19 protein-coding genes are annotated in these 18,816 nt (G+C 69.5%); 11 read left to right on the forward strand and 8 right to left on the reverse strand.

Annotation, left to right across the window (positions count from 1 at the left end):
- Window positions 1–142: 142 nt before the first annotated feature.
- The 6 genes from GGQ91_RS06465 (at window position 143) to ureG (ending at window position 5,447) form a co-directional block, all read left to right on the forward strand.
- Window positions 143–1,156, forward strand: coding sequence for a LysR family transcriptional regulator (locus GGQ91_RS06465; protein ID WP_182591615.1), 1,014 nt, complete (start codon window positions 143–145; stop codon window positions 1,154–1,156).
- Between the two features lie 126 nt (window positions 1,157–1,282).
- Window positions 1,283–1,903, forward strand: coding sequence for an urease subunit gamma (locus tag GGQ91_RS06470; protein WP_051975955.1), 621 nt, complete (start codon window positions 1,283–1,285; stop codon window positions 1,901–1,903).
- A gap of 2 nt (window positions 1,904–1,905) precedes the next feature.
- The gene (ureC, locus tag GGQ91_RS06475) at window positions 1,906–3,633 is read left to right on the forward strand and encodes an urease subunit alpha (RefSeq protein WP_043379983.1); all 1,728 of its coding nucleotides are present in this window, start codon (window positions 1,906–1,908) and stop codon (window positions 3,631–3,633) included.
- A 13-nt stretch (window positions 3,634–3,646) separates the two neighbouring features.
- Window positions 3,647–4,144, forward strand: coding sequence for an urease accessory protein UreE (locus tag GGQ91_RS06480; RefSeq protein ID WP_182591616.1), 498 nt, complete (start codon window positions 3,647–3,649; stop codon window positions 4,142–4,144).
- Window positions 4,095–4,820 carry an urease accessory protein UreF gene (locus GGQ91_RS06485; protein ID WP_455709729.1) on the forward strand — a complete coding sequence of 242 codons (726 nt, stop codon included), beginning with the start codon at window positions 4,095–4,097 and terminating at the stop codon, window positions 4,818–4,820. The genes GGQ91_RS06480 and GGQ91_RS06485 overlap by 50 nt, the downstream gene beginning before the upstream one ends.
- A gap of 9 nt (window positions 4,821–4,829) precedes the next feature.
- Window positions 4,830–5,447, forward strand: coding sequence for an urease accessory protein UreG (gene ureG / locus GGQ91_RS06490; protein ID WP_043353197.1), 618 nt, complete (start codon window positions 4,830–4,832; stop codon window positions 5,445–5,447).
- Window positions 5,448–5,486: 39 nt separating this feature from the next.
- Here the strand turns inward: ureG and GGQ91_RS06495 are convergent, their stop codons facing one another.
- A complete protein-coding gene (locus GGQ91_RS06495) occupies window positions 5,487–5,717 on the reverse strand; it encodes a hypothetical protein (RefSeq protein WP_043353199.1) in 231 nt (76 codons plus the stop codon).
- A 200-nt stretch (window positions 5,718–5,917) separates the two neighbouring features.
- Here GGQ91_RS06495 and GGQ91_RS06500 point away from each other — a divergent pair, with 200 nt between their 5' ends.
- Both GGQ91_RS06500 and GGQ91_RS06505 read left to right on the forward strand, forming a co-directional pair.
- Entirely contained in the window at window positions 5,918–6,121 is a 204-nt protein-coding gene (locus GGQ91_RS06500; RefSeq protein ID WP_043353201.1) for a DUF3311 domain-containing protein, read from the forward strand.
- A complete protein-coding gene (locus tag GGQ91_RS06505) occupies window positions 6,118–7,578 on the forward strand; it encodes a sodium:solute symporter family protein (protein WP_182591617.1) in 1,461 nt (486 codons plus the stop codon). Before GGQ91_RS06500 ends, GGQ91_RS06505 begins: the two co-directional genes overlap by 4 nt.
- A gap of 6 nt (window positions 7,579–7,584) precedes the next feature.
- Here the strand turns inward: GGQ91_RS06505 and GGQ91_RS06510 are convergent, their stop codons facing one another.
- The 4 genes from GGQ91_RS06510 to GGQ91_RS06525 form a co-directional block, all read right to left on the reverse strand.
- The gene (locus GGQ91_RS06510; RefSeq protein ID WP_043758053.1) at window positions 7,585–8,358 is read right to left on the reverse strand and encodes an ABC transporter permease; all 774 of its coding nucleotides are present in this window, start codon (window positions 8,356–8,358) and stop codon (window positions 7,585–7,587) included.
- On the reverse strand, window positions 8,355–9,269 hold the full coding sequence (locus tag GGQ91_RS06515; protein ID WP_043758056.1) for an ABC transporter permease: 915 nt from the start codon (window positions 9,267–9,269) through the stop codon (window positions 8,355–8,357). The genes GGQ91_RS06510 and GGQ91_RS06515 overlap by 4 nt, the downstream gene beginning before the upstream one ends.
- Before the next feature lie 64 nt (window positions 9,270–9,333).
- Window positions 9,334–10,392 (reverse strand): ABC transporter ATP-binding protein, encoded by a 1,059-nt coding sequence (locus GGQ91_RS06520; protein WP_100793968.1) that lies wholly within the window; start codon window positions 10,390–10,392, stop codon window positions 9,334–9,336.
- Between the two features lie 4 nt (window positions 10,393–10,396).
- Entirely contained in the window at window positions 10,397–11,083 is a 687-nt protein-coding gene (locus GGQ91_RS06525; protein WP_043353212.1) for a Crp/Fnr family transcriptional regulator, read from the reverse strand.
- Window positions 11,084–11,327: 244 nt separating this feature from the next.
- On the opposite strand from GGQ91_RS06525, the gene GGQ91_RS06530 reads away from it, so the two are divergent.
- Entirely contained in the window at window positions 11,328–12,230 is a 903-nt protein-coding gene (locus GGQ91_RS06530; protein WP_182591618.1) for a UDP-3-O-acyl N-acetylglycosamine deacetylase, read from the forward strand.
- A 27-nt stretch (window positions 12,231–12,257) separates the two neighbouring features.
- Here GGQ91_RS06530 and GGQ91_RS06535 read toward each other — a convergent pair whose 3' ends face one another.
- Entirely contained in the window at window positions 12,258–13,304 is a 1,047-nt protein-coding gene (locus GGQ91_RS06535) for an HD-GYP domain-containing protein (protein ID WP_246410591.1), read from the reverse strand.
- Window positions 13,305–13,580: 276 nt separating this feature from the next.
- Here GGQ91_RS06535 and GGQ91_RS06540 point away from each other — a divergent pair, with 276 nt between their 5' ends.
- Window positions 13,581–15,446 carry an ABC-F family ATP-binding cassette domain-containing protein gene (locus GGQ91_RS06540; RefSeq protein ID WP_043380004.1) on the forward strand — a complete coding sequence of 622 codons (1,866 nt, stop codon included), beginning with the start codon at window positions 13,581–13,583 and terminating at the stop codon, window positions 15,444–15,446.
- A 108-nt stretch (window positions 15,447–15,554) separates the two neighbouring features.
- On the opposite strand, the gene GGQ91_RS06545 is transcribed toward GGQ91_RS06540, so the two are convergent.
- Window positions 15,555–16,856 carry an aspartate aminotransferase family protein gene (locus GGQ91_RS06545; protein WP_182591620.1) on the reverse strand — a complete coding sequence of 434 codons (1,302 nt, stop codon included), beginning with the start codon at window positions 16,854–16,856 and terminating at the stop codon, window positions 15,555–15,557.
- Between the two features lie 95 nt (window positions 16,857–16,951).
- On the opposite strand from GGQ91_RS06545, the gene GGQ91_RS06550 reads away from it, so the two are divergent.
- The gene (locus GGQ91_RS06550) at window positions 16,952–17,806 is read left to right on the forward strand and encodes a LysR family transcriptional regulator (protein ID WP_182591621.1); all 855 of its coding nucleotides are present in this window, start codon (window positions 16,952–16,954) and stop codon (window positions 17,804–17,806) included.
- Between the two features lie 72 nt (window positions 17,807–17,878).
- On the opposite strand, the gene GGQ91_RS06555 is transcribed toward GGQ91_RS06550, so the two are convergent.
- On the reverse strand, window positions 17,879–18,607 hold the full coding sequence (locus GGQ91_RS06555; RefSeq protein ID WP_246410592.1) for a hypothetical protein: 729 nt from the start codon (window positions 18,605–18,607) through the stop codon (window positions 17,879–17,881).
- Window positions 18,608–18,816: the final 209 nt, after the last annotated feature.

Here is an 18,816-nt window from a genome sequence, read left to right on the forward strand (position 1 = left end):
CGTATCCCCCGCCACGAACTGGCCGCGAGCCATGTGCAGTGTCATCGGATGACCTGTCATTCGGTTTCGGATTGACGGTCCAGCACTTCGCATCTAGCGCTCTGGCTGTATGTGCAAAAATTGAAACAGGGGTGTTCCGTCGATGGAACAGACGGAGGCAAGCCGGGGCTCGATGCCCGACTGGCAGAGCATCCGAGTCTTCCTGACGCTCCAGCGGTCCGGAAGCTTCCGATCGGCGGCCGCCAAGCTCGGCCTGTCCGTGAATTCGGTGCGTCGCCGGATCGGCGATCTCGAGGCCCTGATCGGTGCCCCGCTGATGACGCGCCATGTCGACGGGATCCGTCTGACCACCGAGGGCCAGGCGATCCTGGACGCGGCCAACCGCATGGAGGCTGCGGCGTTCAGCCTGGTGCGCACGGGCGAGGTCGCTCCGTTCGCCGAGACCGGCGAGGTCCGCATCGCGGTGACGGAGGGGCTGGGGGCGTTCTGGCTCGCGCCGCGGCTCGTCGAGTTCCAGCGCGCCAATCCGCGCCTGACCGTCGACCTGCGCTGCGCCATGGAATCCGCCGACGTCCTGCGGCTTGAAGCGGACGTTGCCATCCAGCTGACGCGCCCGACGAGCCCGGACCTGCGCGTCGTCAAGCTCGGCCGCATCCACATGGTGCCCTATGCCGGGCGGAGCTACGTGGAGACGTATGGGCTTCCCGATCGCCCCGAGGATCTCGCGCGCCACCGGATCGTGGTTCAGGACGGCAGCCAGACCATGCGCCTCGAGGATTACGTGCGCTCAGTGCCGGGCTTTCCCGCGACGGTGCCGATCACCCTGAAGATCAATGTCAGCAGCGCGTATTACTGGGCGATCGCGAAGGGCGCCGGGATCGGCCTCCTGCCGACCTATGCCAGCGCGATCGGCGCGCAGGTCGTCCCGGTGGACAATCTCGGCCGCTTCGGCGTCGACATCTGGCTGACCTATCACCCGGATGCGGAGCGGATCGGCCGCGTGCGGCGGACGATCGACTGGCTGCGGGCGTCCTTCGATCCGAAGCGCTATCCCTGGTTCCGGGACGAGTTCATCCATCCCCGCGACCTGCCGGGCGCCGTCAAGGGCGAGTCCCTGCCGGACCTGTTCGCCGGGTTCATCGCCATGACCTCGTGACGTCGCCGGGACCCTGAGCGGCCCCCGACCGTCGATGGCCCGAAGCGTCTCCACGGGGCCCGCCTTGGCCTTGACCGCGCAACGCGCATGATCCTTGCTCCGGCGGCCACGACGACGAGGTTGCCCGTGCTGCTGACACCCCGCGAAAAGGACAAGCTGCTGATCGCCATGGCGGCACAGGTGGCGCGCAACCGCCTCGCACGGGGCGTGAAGCTCAACCACCCGGAGGCGGTGGCGCTGATCACCGATTTCGTGGTCGAGGGCGCCCGGGACGGCCGCACCGTGGCCGATCTGATGCAGGCCGGCGCCAAAGTGCTGACCAGCGATCAGGTCATGGAGGGCGTGCCGGAGATGATCCACGACATCCAGGTCGAGGCCACCTTCCCGGACGGGACAAAGCTCGTCACCGTGCACCACCCGATCCGGGGGACGGCCTCGGCAGACGTCCCCGGGGCCGTGACGACGCTGCCCGGCGAGATCGTCTTCAACGCAGACGCCGAGCGGACCGTGCTCGAAGTCGCCAATGTCGGGGACCGGCCGATCCAGGTCGGCTCGCACTATCACTTCTTCGAGGTCAATCCGGGCCTCGTGTTCGAGCGGGAGCAGGCCCGCGGCAAGCGCCTCGACATCGCGCCGGGCACCGCCGTGCGTTTCGAGCCGGGATCGACGCGGGAGGTCGCGCTGGTGCCGCTCTCCGGCGGACGCACCGTGTACGGTTTCCGCGGCGACGTGATGGGCAAGCTCTGACCATGGCCAATTCGCCCAAGCCCGCCAGCCTGCCCCGGTCCGCCTACGCCGACATGTTCGGCCCCACGGTCGGCGACCGTATCCGCCTCGCCGATACCAGCCTGGAGATCACGGTCGAGCGCGACTTCACCACCTACGGTGAGGAGGTGAAGTTCGGCGGCGGCAAGGTCATCCGCGACGGCATGGGCCAGAGCCAGGCGACCAACGCCGACGGCGCCGTCGACACGGTGATCACCAACGCCGTGGTCCTCGACCATTGGGGCATCGTTAAATGCGATGTCGGAATCGTCCGCGGCCGGATCTTCAAGCTCGGCAAGGCCGGCAACCCGGATGTGCAGCCCGGAATCGACATCGTGGTAGGCCCGGGCACGGAGGTCATCGCCGGCGAGGGCAAGATTCTGACGGCGGGCGGCTTCGACAGCCACATCCACTTCATTTGCCCGCAGCAGATCGAGGAGGCGCTCTGCTCGGGGATCACCACGATGCTCGGCGGCGGCACTGGGCCGGCCCACGGCACCTTCGCCACCACCTGCACCCCGGGCCCCTGGCACATCGCCCGGATGATCGAGGCGGCTGACGCCTTCCCGATGAATCTCGCCTTCGCCGGCAAGGGCAATGCGTCCCGGCCGGACAGCCTCGTCGAGATGGTGCGGGCGGGTGCCTGCGCGTTGAAGCTGCACGAGGATTGGGGCACCACGCCCGCGGCGATCGACACCTGCCTGTCCGTGGCCGATGCCCACGACATCCAGGTCATGATCCACACCGACACGCTCAACGAATCGGGCTTCGTCGAGGACACGATCGCCGCCTTCAAGGGCCGGACGATCCACGCCTTCCACACCGAGGGCGCCGGCGGCGGGCACGCCCCCGACATCATCAAGGTCGCCGGGCTGCCGAACGTGCTCCCGTCGTCCACGAACCCGACGCGGCCCTACACGTGGAACACGATCGACGAGCATCTCGACATGCTCATGGTCTGCCACCACCTCGACCCGTCGATCCCCGAGGATCTCGCCTTCGCGGAGAGCCGGATCCGGCGCGAGACCATCGCGGCCGAGGACATCCTGCACGATATCGGCGCGCTCTCGATGATGTCCTCCGACAGCCAGGCCATGGGCCGGGTCGGCGAGGTCATCATCCGCACGTGGCAGACCGCCGACAAGATGAAGCGGCAGCGGGGCGCGCTGCCGGGGGATGCCTCCGGCACCGACAACCTGCGGGCGCGCCGCTACATCGCCAAATACACGATCAACCCGGCCATCGCGCACGGCATCTCCCGGCACATCGGCTCGGTGGAGCCCGGCAAGCTCGCCGACCTCGTCCTCTGGACGCCGGCCTTCTTCGGGGTGAAGCCCGATCTCGTGCTGAAGGGCGGCAGCATCGCGGCCGCCCCCATGGGCGACCCGAACGCCTCGATCCCGACGCCGCAGCCGGTGCATTACCGGCCGATGTTCGGTGCCTACGGTCGGGTCCCCTTCGCCACCGCCCTGACCTTCGTCTCCAAGGCCGCCGTCGACGACGGCCTGCGGGAACGGCTCGGCGTCCAGAAGGACCTGGTGGCCGTGGAGAATGTGCGCGGCGGCATCTCGAAGAAAAGCATGATCCTCAACGACGCCACGCCCGAGATCGAGGTGGATCCCGAGACCTACGACGTCCGGGCCGACGGCGAGCTGCTGGTCTGCGAGCCCGCCGAGGTGCTGCCCATGGCGCAGCGCTACTTCCTGTTCTGAGCGGTCCCGTCCGATGATTCGCGCCACCCGCATCCTTCGCCGGGACGCCCTGTCCGGCGGCGAGATCGTCGACCGCGTCGTGCTCGATCACGGCGACCGGCATCGCCGCCGGGTCGCCATGCGCGGCGCAGGCGGGCTGGGCTTCCTGCTCGACCTGCCGGAGCCGGCCGTGCTGGAGGACGGCGACGCCCTAATCCTGCAGGACGGCCGCCTCGTCTGGGTCGAGGCGGCGCCGGAGCGCCTTCTGGAGATCCGCGCACCGGACGACCATGCCCTCAAGCGCCTGATCTGGCACATCGGCAACCGGCACATCCCCGCCGAGATCGGCGCGGACGCGGTGTGGATCGCCGATGACCATGTGCTCGCCGAGATGGTGCGCGGTCTCGGCGGCACCGCCGAGCCCGTGGAGCGACCGTTCCGGCCCGAGGGCGGTGCCTATTCCGGCGGCCACGCCCACGAGCATGACCATTCCCACGGCGGCCACCACCATCACCACCATGCCGGCGGCTGAAACCCTGGATTCGCTGCGTCTGATGGCGTGGCTGTCGCCGGGTTACCCGGTGGGCGCCTACGCCTACTCGCACGGCCTGGAATGGGCTGTCGAAGCCGGAGATATCCGCGACGAGGCCGGCCTGACGCTGTGGCTCGAGGACGTCTGTACCCGCGGCGCCCTGCGCAACGACCTGATCCTCGCGGCCGAGGCCCACCGGGCGGCAGGCGCCTCCGACGGCGTCGGCCTCATCGCCGTCAACGATCTCGCGCTCGCCCTCGCCCCGTCCCGGGAACTGCACCTCGAGACGAGCCAGCAGGGGCGGAGCTTTCTGGACGCGACACGCGGCGCCTGGCCCTGCCCGGCGCTTGCGGCGCTCTCCGAAGAACTGCCTGGTCCGGTCGCCTACCCGGTCGCCGTCGGGCTCGCCGCCGGGGCGCATCGCATGGCGCTGGCGTCGGTTCTCGCCGTCTACGGCCTCGCCTTCCTTCAGAACCTCGTCTCGGCGGCCCTGCGGGCGGCGCCCGTGGGCCAGGCAGCCGGGACCCGGGTGATCGCCGCCCTTGCTCCGCGGCTCGTGCCGCTGGCCGCCGCCGCCGCTGAGGCGGGGCTCGACGCCCTCGGTGCCGCAACCTTCCGCCTGGATCTCGGCTCCTTTCGGCACGAGACTCAATATTCCCGCATCTTCCGATCCTGAGCCCGAAGCATGACCTCCTCGAACGGCCCCCTCCGCGTCGGCATCGGCGGTCCCGTCGGCTCCGGCAAGACCGCCCTGATGGAGCAGCTCTGCAAGCGCTTCCGCGACCGCTACGAGATCTGTGCGATCACCAACGACATCTACACGAAGGAGGATGCGCGCATCCTGACCGTAGCCGGCGCCCTCCCCGAGGAGCGCATTCTCGGTGTCGAGACCGGCGGCTGCCCGCACACCGCGATCCGAGAGGACGCTTCGATCAACCTCGCCGCCGTCGCCGAGATGACCCGGCGGTTCCCCAAGCTCGATCTAGTCCTGATCGAATCCGGGGGCGACAATCTCGCGGCGACGTTCTCGCCCGAACTCGCCGACATCACCCTCTACGTCATCGACGTCGCCGGCGGCGAGAAGATCCCCCGCAAGGGCGGCCCGGGCATCACGCGCTCGGATCTGCTGATCGTCAACAAGACCGACCTCGCGCCCCTCGTCGGCGCCGACCTGTCGGTCATGGAATCCGACACGCAGCGGATGCGCGGCGCGCGGCCCTACGTGTTCGCGTCCTTGCGGGAGGGGGCGGGCGCGGATTCCGTCGCGCGCTTCGTCGAAGAGGCGGGCGGTCTCGGTCGCTGAACCGATGAGCCGGTCGCGTCGAACGCGTGGTGCTCGACTCTAGCGCCCGGCTTCGGCGGAGCGAGCGCGAACCGACGACGATTTCGGCACACCCATGAGCGCGTCGAGGCGGCTCATGCGGGCGTTGAAATCGTTCATGACGGTCTGGCGCGCCTTGAGTGCGGCGCTGAGCTGGACCTTGGCGGCCGCCTGACGCGGCCGTGCCTCAGCCTGGACCGTCGGAACGGCGAGAAGCGCCGCCAGCGCGGCGATGGTCAGGGTCGGTTTCATCGCGCGAAATCCCTCGTGCATCCGCGGCGCCGAACGTCGCGAAGCCGCACGAGATTAGGCGTGCCGGACCCGGGGCCGCGTGCGCGAGCGCACAACACGTAAGATTGATCTGTCTGCGCATCGAGGTGGCTCCGTCAGGTTGACAGTCCGTCGCGACTGATTCAACCCGCGGTATCGGGGCCTTCTGGACGGTATCGCGCATGCGAAATCTGCGGTGGCTCGCCGCCCTGCCCTTTCTGGGCATCCTGATCGGTCCGTTCTTTCTGAACCGGGTCGAACCCTTCGTTCTCGGCCTGCCGCTGCTCCTCGCCTGGCTGGTGTTCTGCGTGATCGGGACCTCGGCGGTGATGGCGGTGATCTATCTCACCGATCCCCAGAACCGAAGCCCGGAGGATCCGCGATGAGCGTCGCCCTCATCATCGTGGCGGCCGGATTCGCGCTGGCGATCGGCCTCGGGCTCTACGCACGGCTGGGTCGTGAGATGGGCCTGGAACAGTGGACGGTGGGCGGCCGGGGCTTCGGCACCACCCTCGTCTTCCTGCTGATGGCCGGCGAGATCTACACGACCTTTACGTTCCTGGGTGGGTCCGGCATCGCCTACGGCAAGGGCGGCCCGGCCTACTACATCCTCTGCTACCTGACGCTCGCCTACGTCACCTCGTATTGGCTGCTGCCGCCCGTCTGGCGCTACGCGAAGCAGAACGGCCTCTACACGCAACCCGATTTCTTCGCCCGCAAGTACCGAAGCCCGGCGCTCGGCATGCTGGTGGCTCTGGTGGGGATCGTGGCGCTGGTCCCCTACCTCGTGCTCCAGTTCAAGGGCCTGGGGATCATCGTCTCCACAGCGTCCTACGGGGCCATCTCGTCGACCGCCGCGGTCTGGATCGGGGCGGCCGCCCTCACCGTCTACGTGGTCGTCTCGGGCGTCCACGGCTCGGCCTGGACGGCGGTGATCAAGGACACCAGCATCCTGTTCGTAGTGGTCTTCCTCGGGATCTACCTGCCGGTGCACTATTACGGCGGCTATGGAGGGCTGTTCCAGGCCATCGAGGCGGCGAAGCCCGGCTTCCTCGCCCTGCCCGATCGCGGCCAGAGCCCGACCTGGTTCACCACGACGGTCCTGCTCACCGCCCTGGGCGGATACATGTGGCCGCACACCTTCGCGTCGCTCTACACGGCGCGCGAGCCCGGCGCCTTCCGGCGAAACGCCGTGATCCTGCCGATCTACCAGCTGATCAATCTCTTCGTGTTCGTAATCGGCTTCACGGCCGTCATGCAGGTGCCCGGCCTCACCGGCCCGGATGTCGATCTGTCGCTGTTCAAGCTCGCCCTTGCGACCTTCCCGCCCTGGGTCATCGGCCTCATCGGCGCCACCGGCGTGCTGACCGCTCTGGTCCCGGGATCGATGATCCTGATCGCCGGCGTGACGCTGGTGGCCAACAACCTCGTCCGGCCTCTGCGACCCGGCATGGACGATGCCGCCACCGCCCGGCTGTGCAAGATTCTGGTGCCGGTTCTGGCGCTGGTCTGCGTGGGCTTCACCCTGTCGGGCGGAGACACGATCGTGCAGCTCCTGTTGATGGGCTACAACTTCGTTACGCAGCTCTTCCCGTGCTTCATCGCCAGCCTGATGCGGCGCAACCCGCTCGATCGGCGCGCTGCGATGGCCGGCATCGTCGCGGGCGTCGCCACCGTGGCGGCGACCGTTCTGAGCGGGTTCAGCCTGTCCAGCCTCTCCGCCCTCGGACCGCTCCAGGACGTGAATGTCGGCATCGTGGCGCTGATGGTGAATCTCGTGGTCACCCTCGCGGTGGCGCAACTGATGCGCGTCGGGGCGACCGCCGCGCAGGCCGCTGAGTGACGGGCCTCAGGCCTGCCCGCGCCGGGTCGTGAGCCAGGATGCCAGAAGCACCGCGGCGCTCACCAGCCCGACCAGGAGGGTCGAGGCCGCGTTGATCTCCGGGTTCACCCCGAGTCTGACCTGGCTGTAGAGCCGCATCGGCAGCGTGGTTGAGCCGGGGCCGGACACGAAGCTCGCGATGACGAGGTCGTCGAGCGACAGGGTGAAGGCGAGGAGGGCCCCGGCGGTCAGAGCGGGCGCCAGAAGCGGCAGGGTGACCGTCATCAACACCCGTGCCGGCGTCGCGCCGAGGTCGGCCGCGGCTTCCTCCAGGGATCGATCGAGACCGCGCAGGCGCGCCCCGACCACCACCGCCACGAAGCCCGTGCAGAACGTCGTGTGAGCGATGACGATCGTGAGGAGGCCCCGGTCCAGCCCGATCCCGATGAACATCAGCAGGAGCGAGAGCCCGATCATCACCTCCGGCATCACGATCGGTCCGACGACGAGGCCGGTGAACAGCGCCCGTCCGCGGAAGCGGCCCTGCCGCTCGAGGACCAGGGCTGCGAGGGTGCCGAGGATCGTGGCGAGCAGGCTCGCGAGGATCGCGACCTTCAGAGAGACCCAGGCGGCTGCGATGAGCGGCGCGTCGGACATCAGCGCACCGTACCAGCGGGTCGAGAAACCGCCCCAGACCGTGACCAGGGGCGAGGCGTTGAACGAGTAGACGATCAGCACCACGATCGGCGCGTAGAGGAAGACGAGGCCGGCCGCGAGGGCGGTGCGGGTGACCCAGGTCACGGGGACTCTCCCTCGCCGGCGCGCAGGCTGTCCCGGAACAGCACCACCGGGCCGATGACGATGGCGAGGATCAGGACCGCCACCGCGGAGGCCAGGGGCCAGTCGCGGTTCGAGAAGAACTCGGTCCAGAGCACCCGGCCGAGCATCAGGGTTTCCGAGCCGCCGAGAAGGTCCGGGATCACGAACTCGCCGATCATCGGGATGAAGCACAGGCCCGCGCCGGCCGCGATCCCGGGCAGGCTGAGCGGCAGGGTCACGGTCCAGAACACCCGGGTCGGCGAGGCGCCGAGATCCGCAGCGGCGTCCCGCAGCGTCGGGTCGAGGCGGTTCATCACCGCGTAGAGCGGCAGGACCATGAAGGGCAGATACGCGTAGACGAGGCCGATGATCACCGCGGCGTCGGTGTTGAGGATCGTGAGCGGCTCGCCGATCAGCCCGAGCCGGATCAGCATGAGGTTCAGCAGACCCTCCGGTTTGAGGATCGCGATCCAGGCGTAGACCCGGATCAGGAAGCTGGTCCAGAACGGCACGACCACCAGCGCCACGAGGAGCGGCTGCCATCGGGACGGGGCGCGGGCCAGCGCGTAGGCGAGCGGTGTCCCCAGGGCGACAAGGATCAGGCTGGCCAGGGCGGCGTAGGTCAGCGAGCCGAGGACGGCGTCCCGATAGAGCGGGTCGGCGTAGAGCGTCAGGTAATTGTCGAAGTTCAGGGCTTCGAGAAAGGTCGACCAGCCGTCGAGGCCGGCCCGCCAGTCGAGCACCGGCAAATAGGGTGGGATCGCCGTCGCCGGCTCCGACAGGCTGATCTTGAGGGTGATCGCGAACGGCAGCAGGAAAAACGCCGCCAGCCAGAGGAAGGGTGGCAGCCGCACGAGACGATCGAACAGCCGTGCCGTTATCCGGCCGCTCACCGGCGGGCACCCGGATCGCGCCGCTCCGGGCGGCCATGCGGGTCGTCCGACGGCGCGATGGGCATCATGCGGGCAGGATCACGGCGGCCTCGGCCGCGAAGCCGGCATGCGAGGCCGATCCGAGCGCCTGCCCGGCCTCCGTCGGTCGCCCGCTCGCCCGCAGCGTCGTGCCGTCGGGCAGGCGCAGGGTCCGACGCAGCCTGTCTCCGAGAAAGACGGAATCGGCGATCACCACCGGCAGCCCCTCCGTGCCGAGAACGAGGTCCTCCGGCCGCACGGCGACCACGACGGCGGCCCCCGTCTCCAACGTGCCCGCCGCGACGCCCCGCACGGCGCCATAAGCGGTCTCGACTTCGCGGGCGCCGCCGGGCCCTCCCGCGCCGAGGCGGCCGGGGATGAGGTTCACGTCGCCGAGCAGCCCGGCCACGAAGCGGCTCGCCGGGCGTCGGTAGAGCTCCGCCGGAGGTCCGACCTGGATCAAGCGCCCGCCTTCCATGACGCCGATCCGGTCGGCAAGCATCATCGCCTCCTCGGGATCGTGCGTGACGACGATAAAGGCGGTGCCGAGCCGCCGCTGGACGGCGCGCAACTCGCCCTGCGTCTCCTCGCGCAGGCCGCGATCCAGGGCGCCGAGCGGCTCGTCGAGAAGCAGCAGCTGCGGCTCCCGGGCCAGCGCCCGGGCCAGGGCGACCCGCTGCCGCTGACCGCCCGAGAGCGTGTCGGGTCGGCGGTCGCCGAACCCGTCGAGGCGCACGAGCCGGAGCAGGTCCGCCACCCGGTTCGCGGCGGCGGCGCGGCCAAGGCCCTTGAGACCGTAGCCGATATTGCCGGCCACGCTCATGTGCGGGAACAGGGCATAGGACTGGAACATCATGTTGACCGGCCGCCGGTGGGGCGGCAGCGCGGTCAAATCGGCCTCCCCCAGCAGGATCCGCCCGGCGGTCGGTCTCTCGAAGCCCGCGATCATGCGCAGAAGGGTGCTCTTCCCGCAGCCGGATGGCCCGAGCAGGCAGAAGAACTCCCCCGGCTCGAGATCGAGCGTCACGGCCTCGACGGCGTGGTGCGTGCCGAAGCGTTTGGTCAGCTCCTCGAGCCGCAGGCGCGGCGCCGGCAGGCCGGACAACGGATCAGGAATCCTCGCGCAGCGCCTCGGCCACGCGCGCTTCCAGGAGATCCGGCCGCCGCAGGACGAGGGCGCCGCGGGTGCGGTCGACCAGACCCTCGGCGGCCATCGCGGTGAATTCCCGGGTCACCTGCTCCCGCCGGCAGCCGATCCGGGCGGCGAGGACGTGGTGGTAGGGCGGGGGCGACACCACCCGCTCGCCCCCGGCCCCGGCCCGCGGCACGGAGAGGCGCAGCAGCTCGGCATACAGCCGGTGCTTGAGATCGAGCAGGGCGTGCTCCATCAGCCGCGTGTTCAGCTCGCGCACGCGCTTGGCCAGGAGCCGGAACAGCCGGTCGGCGATCGCCTCCGACGCGAAGACGATCTGGCGGAACACCGGGGCCGGCACCACGCAGACCTCGCCGCGCGTCAGCGCCGTGACGTTGGCCGAGCGGCCGATCCCGTCGATCGCGGCGAGTTCGCCGAAGAAGGCCCCGCCTCGCATCTCCCCCAGGATGACCTCCTTGCCGGACTGGGTCCGGTTCAGGATGCGGACCTCGCCGGAGGCGATGAAGTAGACGTCGGTGGAGATGTCGTCGAAGTCGACCAGAACCTCGTTCTCGTCGAAGCGGCGCCAGTGGCAGCGGGGCTCGTAGGGCCCGAGCTCAATGCCCGGATCCTTGAAGAAGGGTATCGTCCCCAACCGCGCCATCGATCGTGTTCCCTCAACTCCGGCCTCCGTCCCTGCCCTGACGGGGGCCAGCCAGCAGATCTGGGGACGGGAGCAGCCCGTACAGTGACGTCGCGCTCCGCCGGGGCGGTGCTGGATCGATCGGGCATAATGATCGTGACGGTCGCGGGCTGGACGGTCAAGCCGCGTCCCGATGAACAGGAGTTTATTGGCGTGGATCACCCATGAGGGCTAGGTTCCCTGTCCGCTGCGGCGGCCTGACTCGATGCATCAAGACGTTCCATTCCCGCTCTCGACAGCCGCTCCAGGCCCTCGTCTTCAGGCGACCTTGTCTCATCCGTTCGAGCGGTCGGGACGCAGCCTCCATTCGGGGCGACACGCCACGGTCCGCGTCAGCCCGGCGCCGGCCGGCCATGGCATCGTCTTTCGGCGTCGTCTGAAGGATGGTCGCACGGTCGATGTGCCGGCCGATTGGCGACTTCGGGAATCGCAGCCGCTGTCCTCGGCGGTGCGGCGGGAGGGGGTCCTCGTCCGCACGATCGAACACCTCATGGCATCGCTGAGCGCCTTGCGGATCGACAACGTGCTGGCCGAGATCGACGCGGACGAGCTGCCGATCTTCGACGGCAGCGCCACGCCGTGGTGCGAGGCCATCCGGGCCGCGGGCCGGAGCGAGCAGACCTTGCCCTGCCGGGTCATCCGCCTGCTGCGGACCGTTGCGGTCGAGAACGGGCGGCGGCGGCTCCAGATCGAGCCCGGCGACGGACTCCACATCAGCGGCCACCTCGCGCTGGCGCATTTCGGGTCGGTCGACTGGTCGGGTGCGATCACGCCTGAAGGCTTCGAGCGGGAGATTGCGCCGGCGCGCAGCTTCGGTCGCTACCTGCGAGCCATGGCGGGGCGCGCCTACGGCTTCATCCGGGGGACGGACTTCCTGCAGGGCGTATCGCCCCGCTCGGCGGCGCTCCTCGTGCGCGGGCACGTGCTCGGCGGGATGCGGGTCCCCGATGAGCCGGTGCGGCACCGTATCCTCGATCTCATCGGCGATCTCGCTTTGGCGGGGCACCCGATCGAGGGCCGCATCTCAGCCTTCCACACGGGACACGAACTCAACCACGCCCTGGTCGCGGCCCTGATGAGCGACAGCTCGGCCTGGGAACTCGTTTGAGGCGCGGCCGACAGACCGGGGGAGGCCTCAGGCGGAGGCAGGTCGAGAGGGCTCGCAGGCGGCCGCGACTTCACCGAAGGCTCGGACCAGATCGACATCGAGCTTCGCGGTCATCTGCGTCAGGATGGCGTAGGCCTCCTGGGCCGATTTCGGCGCCTTGTAGGGGCGCGCCTCGATCAGCGCGGCGAAGATGTCGCAAATGGTGATCAGCCGGACGAGATCCGGGATCTGCGACCCGCGCAAGCCGTCCGGATAGCCCGAACCGTCGAGATATTCGTGGTGCGAGCGGACCACCGACAGGGTCAGCGCGTCATAATCGCCCGTCAGCAGCATCGCGTGACCGAGCGCCGGGTGACGATCCATCTCCTTGCGCTCGAGAGGCGTCAGCGGTGCCGGCTTGTTCAGGATGGCGAGCGGGATCTTGGCCTTGCCGATGTCGTGGAGCAGCGCCCCTTTGACCAGGTACCGGGAATCGGCCTCGCTGAGCCCCAGAATACGGGCGAATTCGGCTGCGATCCCGGCCACGCTCAGGCAGTGGCGGTGGGTGACGTCGTCGAAATTCGCGACGACGTCGAGCCAGTTGCGCACCTTCGCCTCGCGGATGGCCTGATTGACCAAGTCGGCGCCGCTTTCGACCACCGCCGGCGGGGGCGCCTGATCGGCCCGGAACAGGCTGACGAAGGCCGCATGTGCCTCATGGATCTGATGCCGCCACCGGCGGGCGGATCGCGTATCCGGCCCGCCGCCGGTCAGGGTCGCGACCGCATTCAGCAGCAGGGCGCTCGCCGTGGAGGCCGCCATCACCCGGGTCGCCCCCAGAGCCGTCGCCTGGATCTCGCCGCGCCCGAGATTGCCGTGGATCAGGGCGAGAAACGGGACCCCGGGGGCCCGCACCGTGGACAGGACCTGACGCAGGCGCCGGACGGATTCGGAGGTCAGTGCGCTGACGTCGCTGATGATCAATGCGGCGCCCGATGGCGGGGCCGCGTCGCCGTAGAGGTCGTGCAACATCACGGAAATGCCGCCGCCGAGGTTGCGCGCGAGCCGCCCGCCCCGCTCGAGATCGTCGGTCAAGATCAGGGTCTGGCCCAACAACTCCCCCCGTCGCTCGCCTCGTTCCGGGCGTCCAACGTGTGCGAGCGCACTCTAACCAATGATCGGCCTATCGAAATCTGGATAGACGTCGCTCAAGATAATTATAGTCGCATTACGTTAAAATTTTAGCCGCCCAGGCAGGTATTCTCCGCTTCAATCAGGTATCCAACCCGTCACGCCGAGGCCTCTCGAATCGTGCCGGTCGGCGCGGAGCCGGCGCTTGCCTCGCCGCGTCCGGACAGCCAGAACGCCGTCATGCTGCGCGTCAATGACCTCACCTATCGCATCGGCGACCGTCTGATCCTCGATTCCGCGAGCTTCACGATCCCGGAAGGCGCCCGCGTCGGTCTCGTCGGGCGCAATGGGGCCGGCAAGACCACGCTGTTCAAGGCCATTCTCGGCGATCTGCCGGTGGATGCGAAATCGGTGGCGCTGCCCAAGGGCATGCGGATCGGCGCCGTTGCCCAGGAGGCACCGGCCGGGCCGGAGACGCTGCACGCCGTCGTGCTCGCCGCCGACACGGAGCGCGCCCGGCTGATGGCGGAGGCCGAGCATGCGGACGGCTTGCGCCGCGCCGAGATCGAGACCCGGCTCGTCGATATCGGCGCCCACTCGGCGCCGGCCCGGGCCGCCGCGATCCTGCACGGCCTGGGGTTCGATGCGGCCGCCCAGGGGCGGCCCTGCTCGGACTTCTCCGGCGGCTGGCGGATGCGCGTGGCGCTGGCCGCCGTCCTGTTCTCGGAGCCGGACCTGCTGCTCCTCGACGAGCCGACCAACTATCTCGACATCGAGGGTACGCTCTGGCTGTACGATTACCTGGAGCGCTATCCGCGCACCGCCATCATCATCAGCCACGACCGCGACCTGCTCGACACCAGCGTCGATCACATCCTGCATCTCGACCGCGGCAAGCTGACGATCTACCGCGGCGGCTATTCGAGCTTCGCCAAGCAGCTCTCGGAGAAGCGGGTGCTCCAGGCCAAGGCGAAGGCCAAGCAGGATGCCGAGCGCGCGCATCTCCAGAGCTTCATCGACCGGTTCAAGGCCAAGGCCACCAAGGCGCGGCAGGCCCAGTCGCGGATGAAGCGGCTGGCCAAGATGGAGCCGATCGCGGCGCTGCTCGACGACGACGTGCCGGTGATCCACCTGCCGAGCCCGGAGAAGCCCCTGTCGCCGCCGATCGTGGCGATGGAGCGGGTCAAGGCCGGCTACGGGGACCGGATCGTCCTGACCGGGCTCGACCTCAGCCTCGCGCCGGACGACCGGGTGGCGTTGCTGGGCGCGAACGGCAACGGCAAGTCGACCTTCTGCAAGCTGATCGGCGGGCGGCTCGGCCCCGTGGCCGGCGAGGTCAAGCGCTCCTCAAAGATGGAGGTCGCCTATTTCGCCCAGCATCAGCTCGACGAGTTGCGGCCCTCCGAGAGCGCCTACGCGCATGTCCGAACCCTGATGCCGGACGTTCCGGAGGCCAAGGTGCGCTCCGCGACGGCGCGGCTGGGCTTCGGCGCCAACAAGGCCGACACGCCGGTCGAGAAGCTCTCGGGCGGCGAGAAGGCGCGCCTGCTCATGGGCCTCGCGGCCTTCCACGGCCCGCACCTCCTGATCCTCGATGAGCCGACCAACCACCTCGACATCGAGAGCCGGCAGGCCCTCGTGGAGGCGATCAACGACTACGAAGGGGCCGTCATCCTCGTGTCCCACGACCGCTTCCTGGTCGAGGCCTGCGCCGACCGGCTCTGGCTCGTCGCGGACGGCACGGTGAAGACCTTCGACGGCGACATGGACGATTACCGGCGCTTCGTCCTGTCGGGGCCGGAGCGCGAGGCGGAGCGCGAGACCGAACCGTCCGGCGGCCAGAAGGCCGAGGCGCGCCGGGCCGGCGTCGAGCGCCGCGCGGCCCTGGCGCCGCTGCGCAAACGCCTGGAGGCCATCGAGGCCCGCATGGCCAAGCTGACCGCGGCGATCCAGAAGATCGACGCGGCGCTGGAGGACGGGTCCGCCTTCCGGGAGAACGCCGCCAAGGCCGGCGAGATCGCCAAGATGCGCGCGGACGCCGCGCAGGCGCTCGCCTCCGCCGAGGAGGAATGGCTGAATGTGAGCGCGGAGATCGAGGCCGCCTGAGGCGTTCCCCGGCGCGCTCGGACCCCTCTAGGCCGGTGGTTCCCATCCGTGCGGGCGCTGCGAAACCATCCAGCAGCGCCACGGCAGGCCGGGCGGCGCGATGCTCGTTCAGAGCGACAGTTCGATCGCCCGCTCCAGGATGTCGACGCCGAGGTCGATCTCCTCGTCGGTGGCGGTCAGCGGCGGGGCGATGCGGAACACGCCGCCCATGCCCGGCAACTGCACGATGTTCATGCTCAGCCCGAGGTCCAGGCAGCGCCGGGTGATCGCATCGCCCAGATCCGGCGCCGGCACCTTCGTGCCCCGGTCGGCCACGATCTCGACGCCCTGCAGAAGCCCGCGGCCCCGGAGGTCGCCGATGCAGGCGAAGCGCTGCTGAAGGGCGCCCAACCGCGTGGCGAGCCGGGCGCCGGCCTCCTCGGCCCGGGCGACGAGGCCGTCGCGCCGGACGATCTCCAGCACCTTGAGGCCCACCGCTGCGGGCAGCGGATCGGAGACGTGCGTGGTGTAGAACAGGAACCCGCGGGCGTGGCAGAGATCCTCGATCTCCGGCGTGGTCAGGACCGCCGCGAGCGGCAGGCCGGCGCCCAGGGTCTTCGACAGGGTGAGGATGTCCGGGACCACGCCGTCGCGTTCGCAGGCGAACATCAGGCCCGTGCGGCCGATGCCCGTCTGGGCCTCGTCGAGGATCAGCAGCATCCCCCGCTCCGCGCATTTCCGCTTGAGCGCGGCGAGGTAGCCCGGTGGCAGTTCGAGGATGCCCCCGGAGCTGAGGATCGGCTCGGCCAGGAACGCCGCGAGGTTGCCGGTCGATTGCCGGTCGACCAGCGCGAAGGCGTAATCGAGTTCGGTCTGCCAGTCGGGGGCTCCGTCCTTCTCGAAGGTGGGGCGGTAGGCGTTCGGCGCGGGGATCGCGAAGGAGCCGACGGAGGCCGGGCCGTAGCCCTTGCGGCCGGCGCTGTAGGTCGCCCCGGCCGCCCCCGCCGTCATCCCGTGCCAGGATTGCGCGAAGCCCACGACCTCCCAGCCGCCCGTGGCGAGCTTGGCCATGCGCAGGGCGGCCTCGTTGGCCTCTGCGCCGGTGGTCAGCAGGAGCGTCCGTTCGAGGTCGCCGGGGGCGATCCGGGCCAGCTCCGTCGCGAGATCGACCACGGGCCGGCTCAGCATGCCGCTGAACAGGTGGTCGAGATGTCCGACGTGATGCGCGGCCACCGCGGCGATCTCGGGATGCCCGTGGCCCAGGATCGCGCTCATCTGGCCGGAGGTGAAATCGAGGATCTTCCGGCCGTCCGCGTCGTAGACGAAGCTGCCCTCCGCCCGCTCGATGATGACCGGCGCGAAGGAGCCGCCGTACCGCACGAGATGCCGACGTGCGCGCGTCCAGAAATCGGCGTCGTCGTTCCGTGTCATCGTCGGTCCTGCACCCGGGTCCAGCCGCGCCATGCTAGGACCGCCGCGGACGGCAGAAAAGCTTATCGTTCTGAACCGAGAGTTCAGAGGTTCTTATGGCTCACAGCCTCGACATCGATCTCCTGCGCAGTTTCGCCGCGGTGGCGGAGACCGGCGCCCTGAGCCGGGCGGCGGAGCGGGTCAGCCGCAGTCAGGCCGCCCTCAGCATGCAGATGAAGCGCCTGGAGGATCTCGTCGCGCAGCCGCTTCTGCGGCGGACGGGGCGCGGGGTCTCCCTGACGGTGCAGGGGGAGCGCCTTCTGGTTCATGCGCGCCGGATCCTGTCCGCGCACGACGACGCCCTGGCTGAATTGTCCGGACGGAGTCTCACCGGCACGCTGCGGATCGGCTGTCCGGACGATTATGCGCAGGCGTTCCTGCCGGCCCTGCTGCGCGGCTTCGCACCCCGACACCCCGCGGCGGCGATCGCGGTGGTCTGCGCCGCGACGCCCCGTCTGGAGGAGCGATGGCAACGCGGTGGACTCGATCTGGCGCTGGTCTCCGTTGCCCGCTCGGCCGAGGGGGAGATCCTCCGGCACGAGGATCTTGTCTGGGTCGCGCCGCGCGGTGCGCCCGCGGCTTGGCCCGACCCGCTGCCGCTCGCCCTCGGCGATCCCGATACCCTCGATCATCGGGCGGCGCGGGCCGCCCTCGACAAGGCGGGGCGCCCATACCGGATCGCCTACGCGAGCGGCAGCCTGTCGGGCCTGCTGGCCGTGACGCGCTCCGAGCAGGCCGTGGCAGTCCTGACCCGCGCTGCCGTCCCGCCCGATCTGCGCATCCTGACCCGCAGCAGCGGATTGCCGGCGCTGCCGCGCATCGGTCTGACGATCCGCATGGATGGAGCGCATGCCACTCCGCTCACGCGGGCCTTCGCCGCCCATGTCCGGTCCGTTCTGCCGGCGCTCTGAGCCTGCGATCGATCGGCGAGGGAAAGCCGATCGACCACGACGGTGAAGCCCAGCGCCGCCGCATGCCAGGATCTATGCTTCGTCACCGGATTTCGGCCAGAACACAACGATGTCGTCGTTGTCGACATCGATCCAATTGAAGTGCGTCTTCGGGTTGTCCTGACTGATGCTTTCGAAATGCGCGCTGTTGCACAGAACGTAGACTTCCCGCTCCGGCCCGTGGAAGCCGATATCGATCTCCAACTGGCGAAGGGCCGAGCGGAAGTCCGTATCGGACAGGTGCGCGCCCCGGAACTTCCGGCCAGCCACGTCCGGAAAGGCCGCGCTCCAGGCTGCCATGACCCGGGGATTGTCATACTGAACGACCGTGTCGGTTCCCACGACGCGGGATGAACTGTGATCCAGCCGGACATCCTCGCTCCAGTTGCGGTTGGCTGCGCCGATCGTCTTGGTCGTTTCCGGAGAGACGACAGGCGTCGTCGCCGTGACCGTCGCCATGGCCGCCGCGGCAATCTGGGTGCCGCGCCGATCCGGCGGATCGAACGGCATGGCGTCGATCGCCCGGATCTGGGTTTCGGCCAGCGCGAAGACGGCGCCGGCCGCCTCCGGCGAGAGCGTGTAGATGGACCGGGGATCCGGTGCAGCCGAGACGGCGGCCGGCGCCGTCTTCGCTGTCGTCAGCCCGAGTTCTTCGGCGTGGTTCGCTTTCTGGGTGGCAGCCGTGACGGCAGCCAGGGGAGGTATGTAATCCATCGCGCGGTCTCCATCTCTTCGAGCCGATGCGCTCCCATCGCCGCTCAACGTGAGCGGCGTGCCTCAGCGTGCTGCGCCGGCAGACAGACGTGCCGGCGGTACAGCGGGCGAATGCCGTCCGGACCGGCAACCGGCGCGGCGACGCCCGGCAAGGCCGGGCCGAGCTGCGGTGTCGCCGCGCGGCGCGACCAAGCGCGTCAGCGGTCGCGCCTGCCGGGTCATGCCGTAGGCGGCCGGCTGCGCAGAGCGGGCCTGTT

Origin of the sequence: Methylobacterium fujisawaense, assembly GCF_014138435.1 — a bacterium.
In the GTDB taxonomy this organism is placed as follows: Bacteria; Pseudomonadota; Alphaproteobacteria; order Rhizobiales; family Beijerinckiaceae; genus Methylobacterium; species Methylobacterium fujisawaense.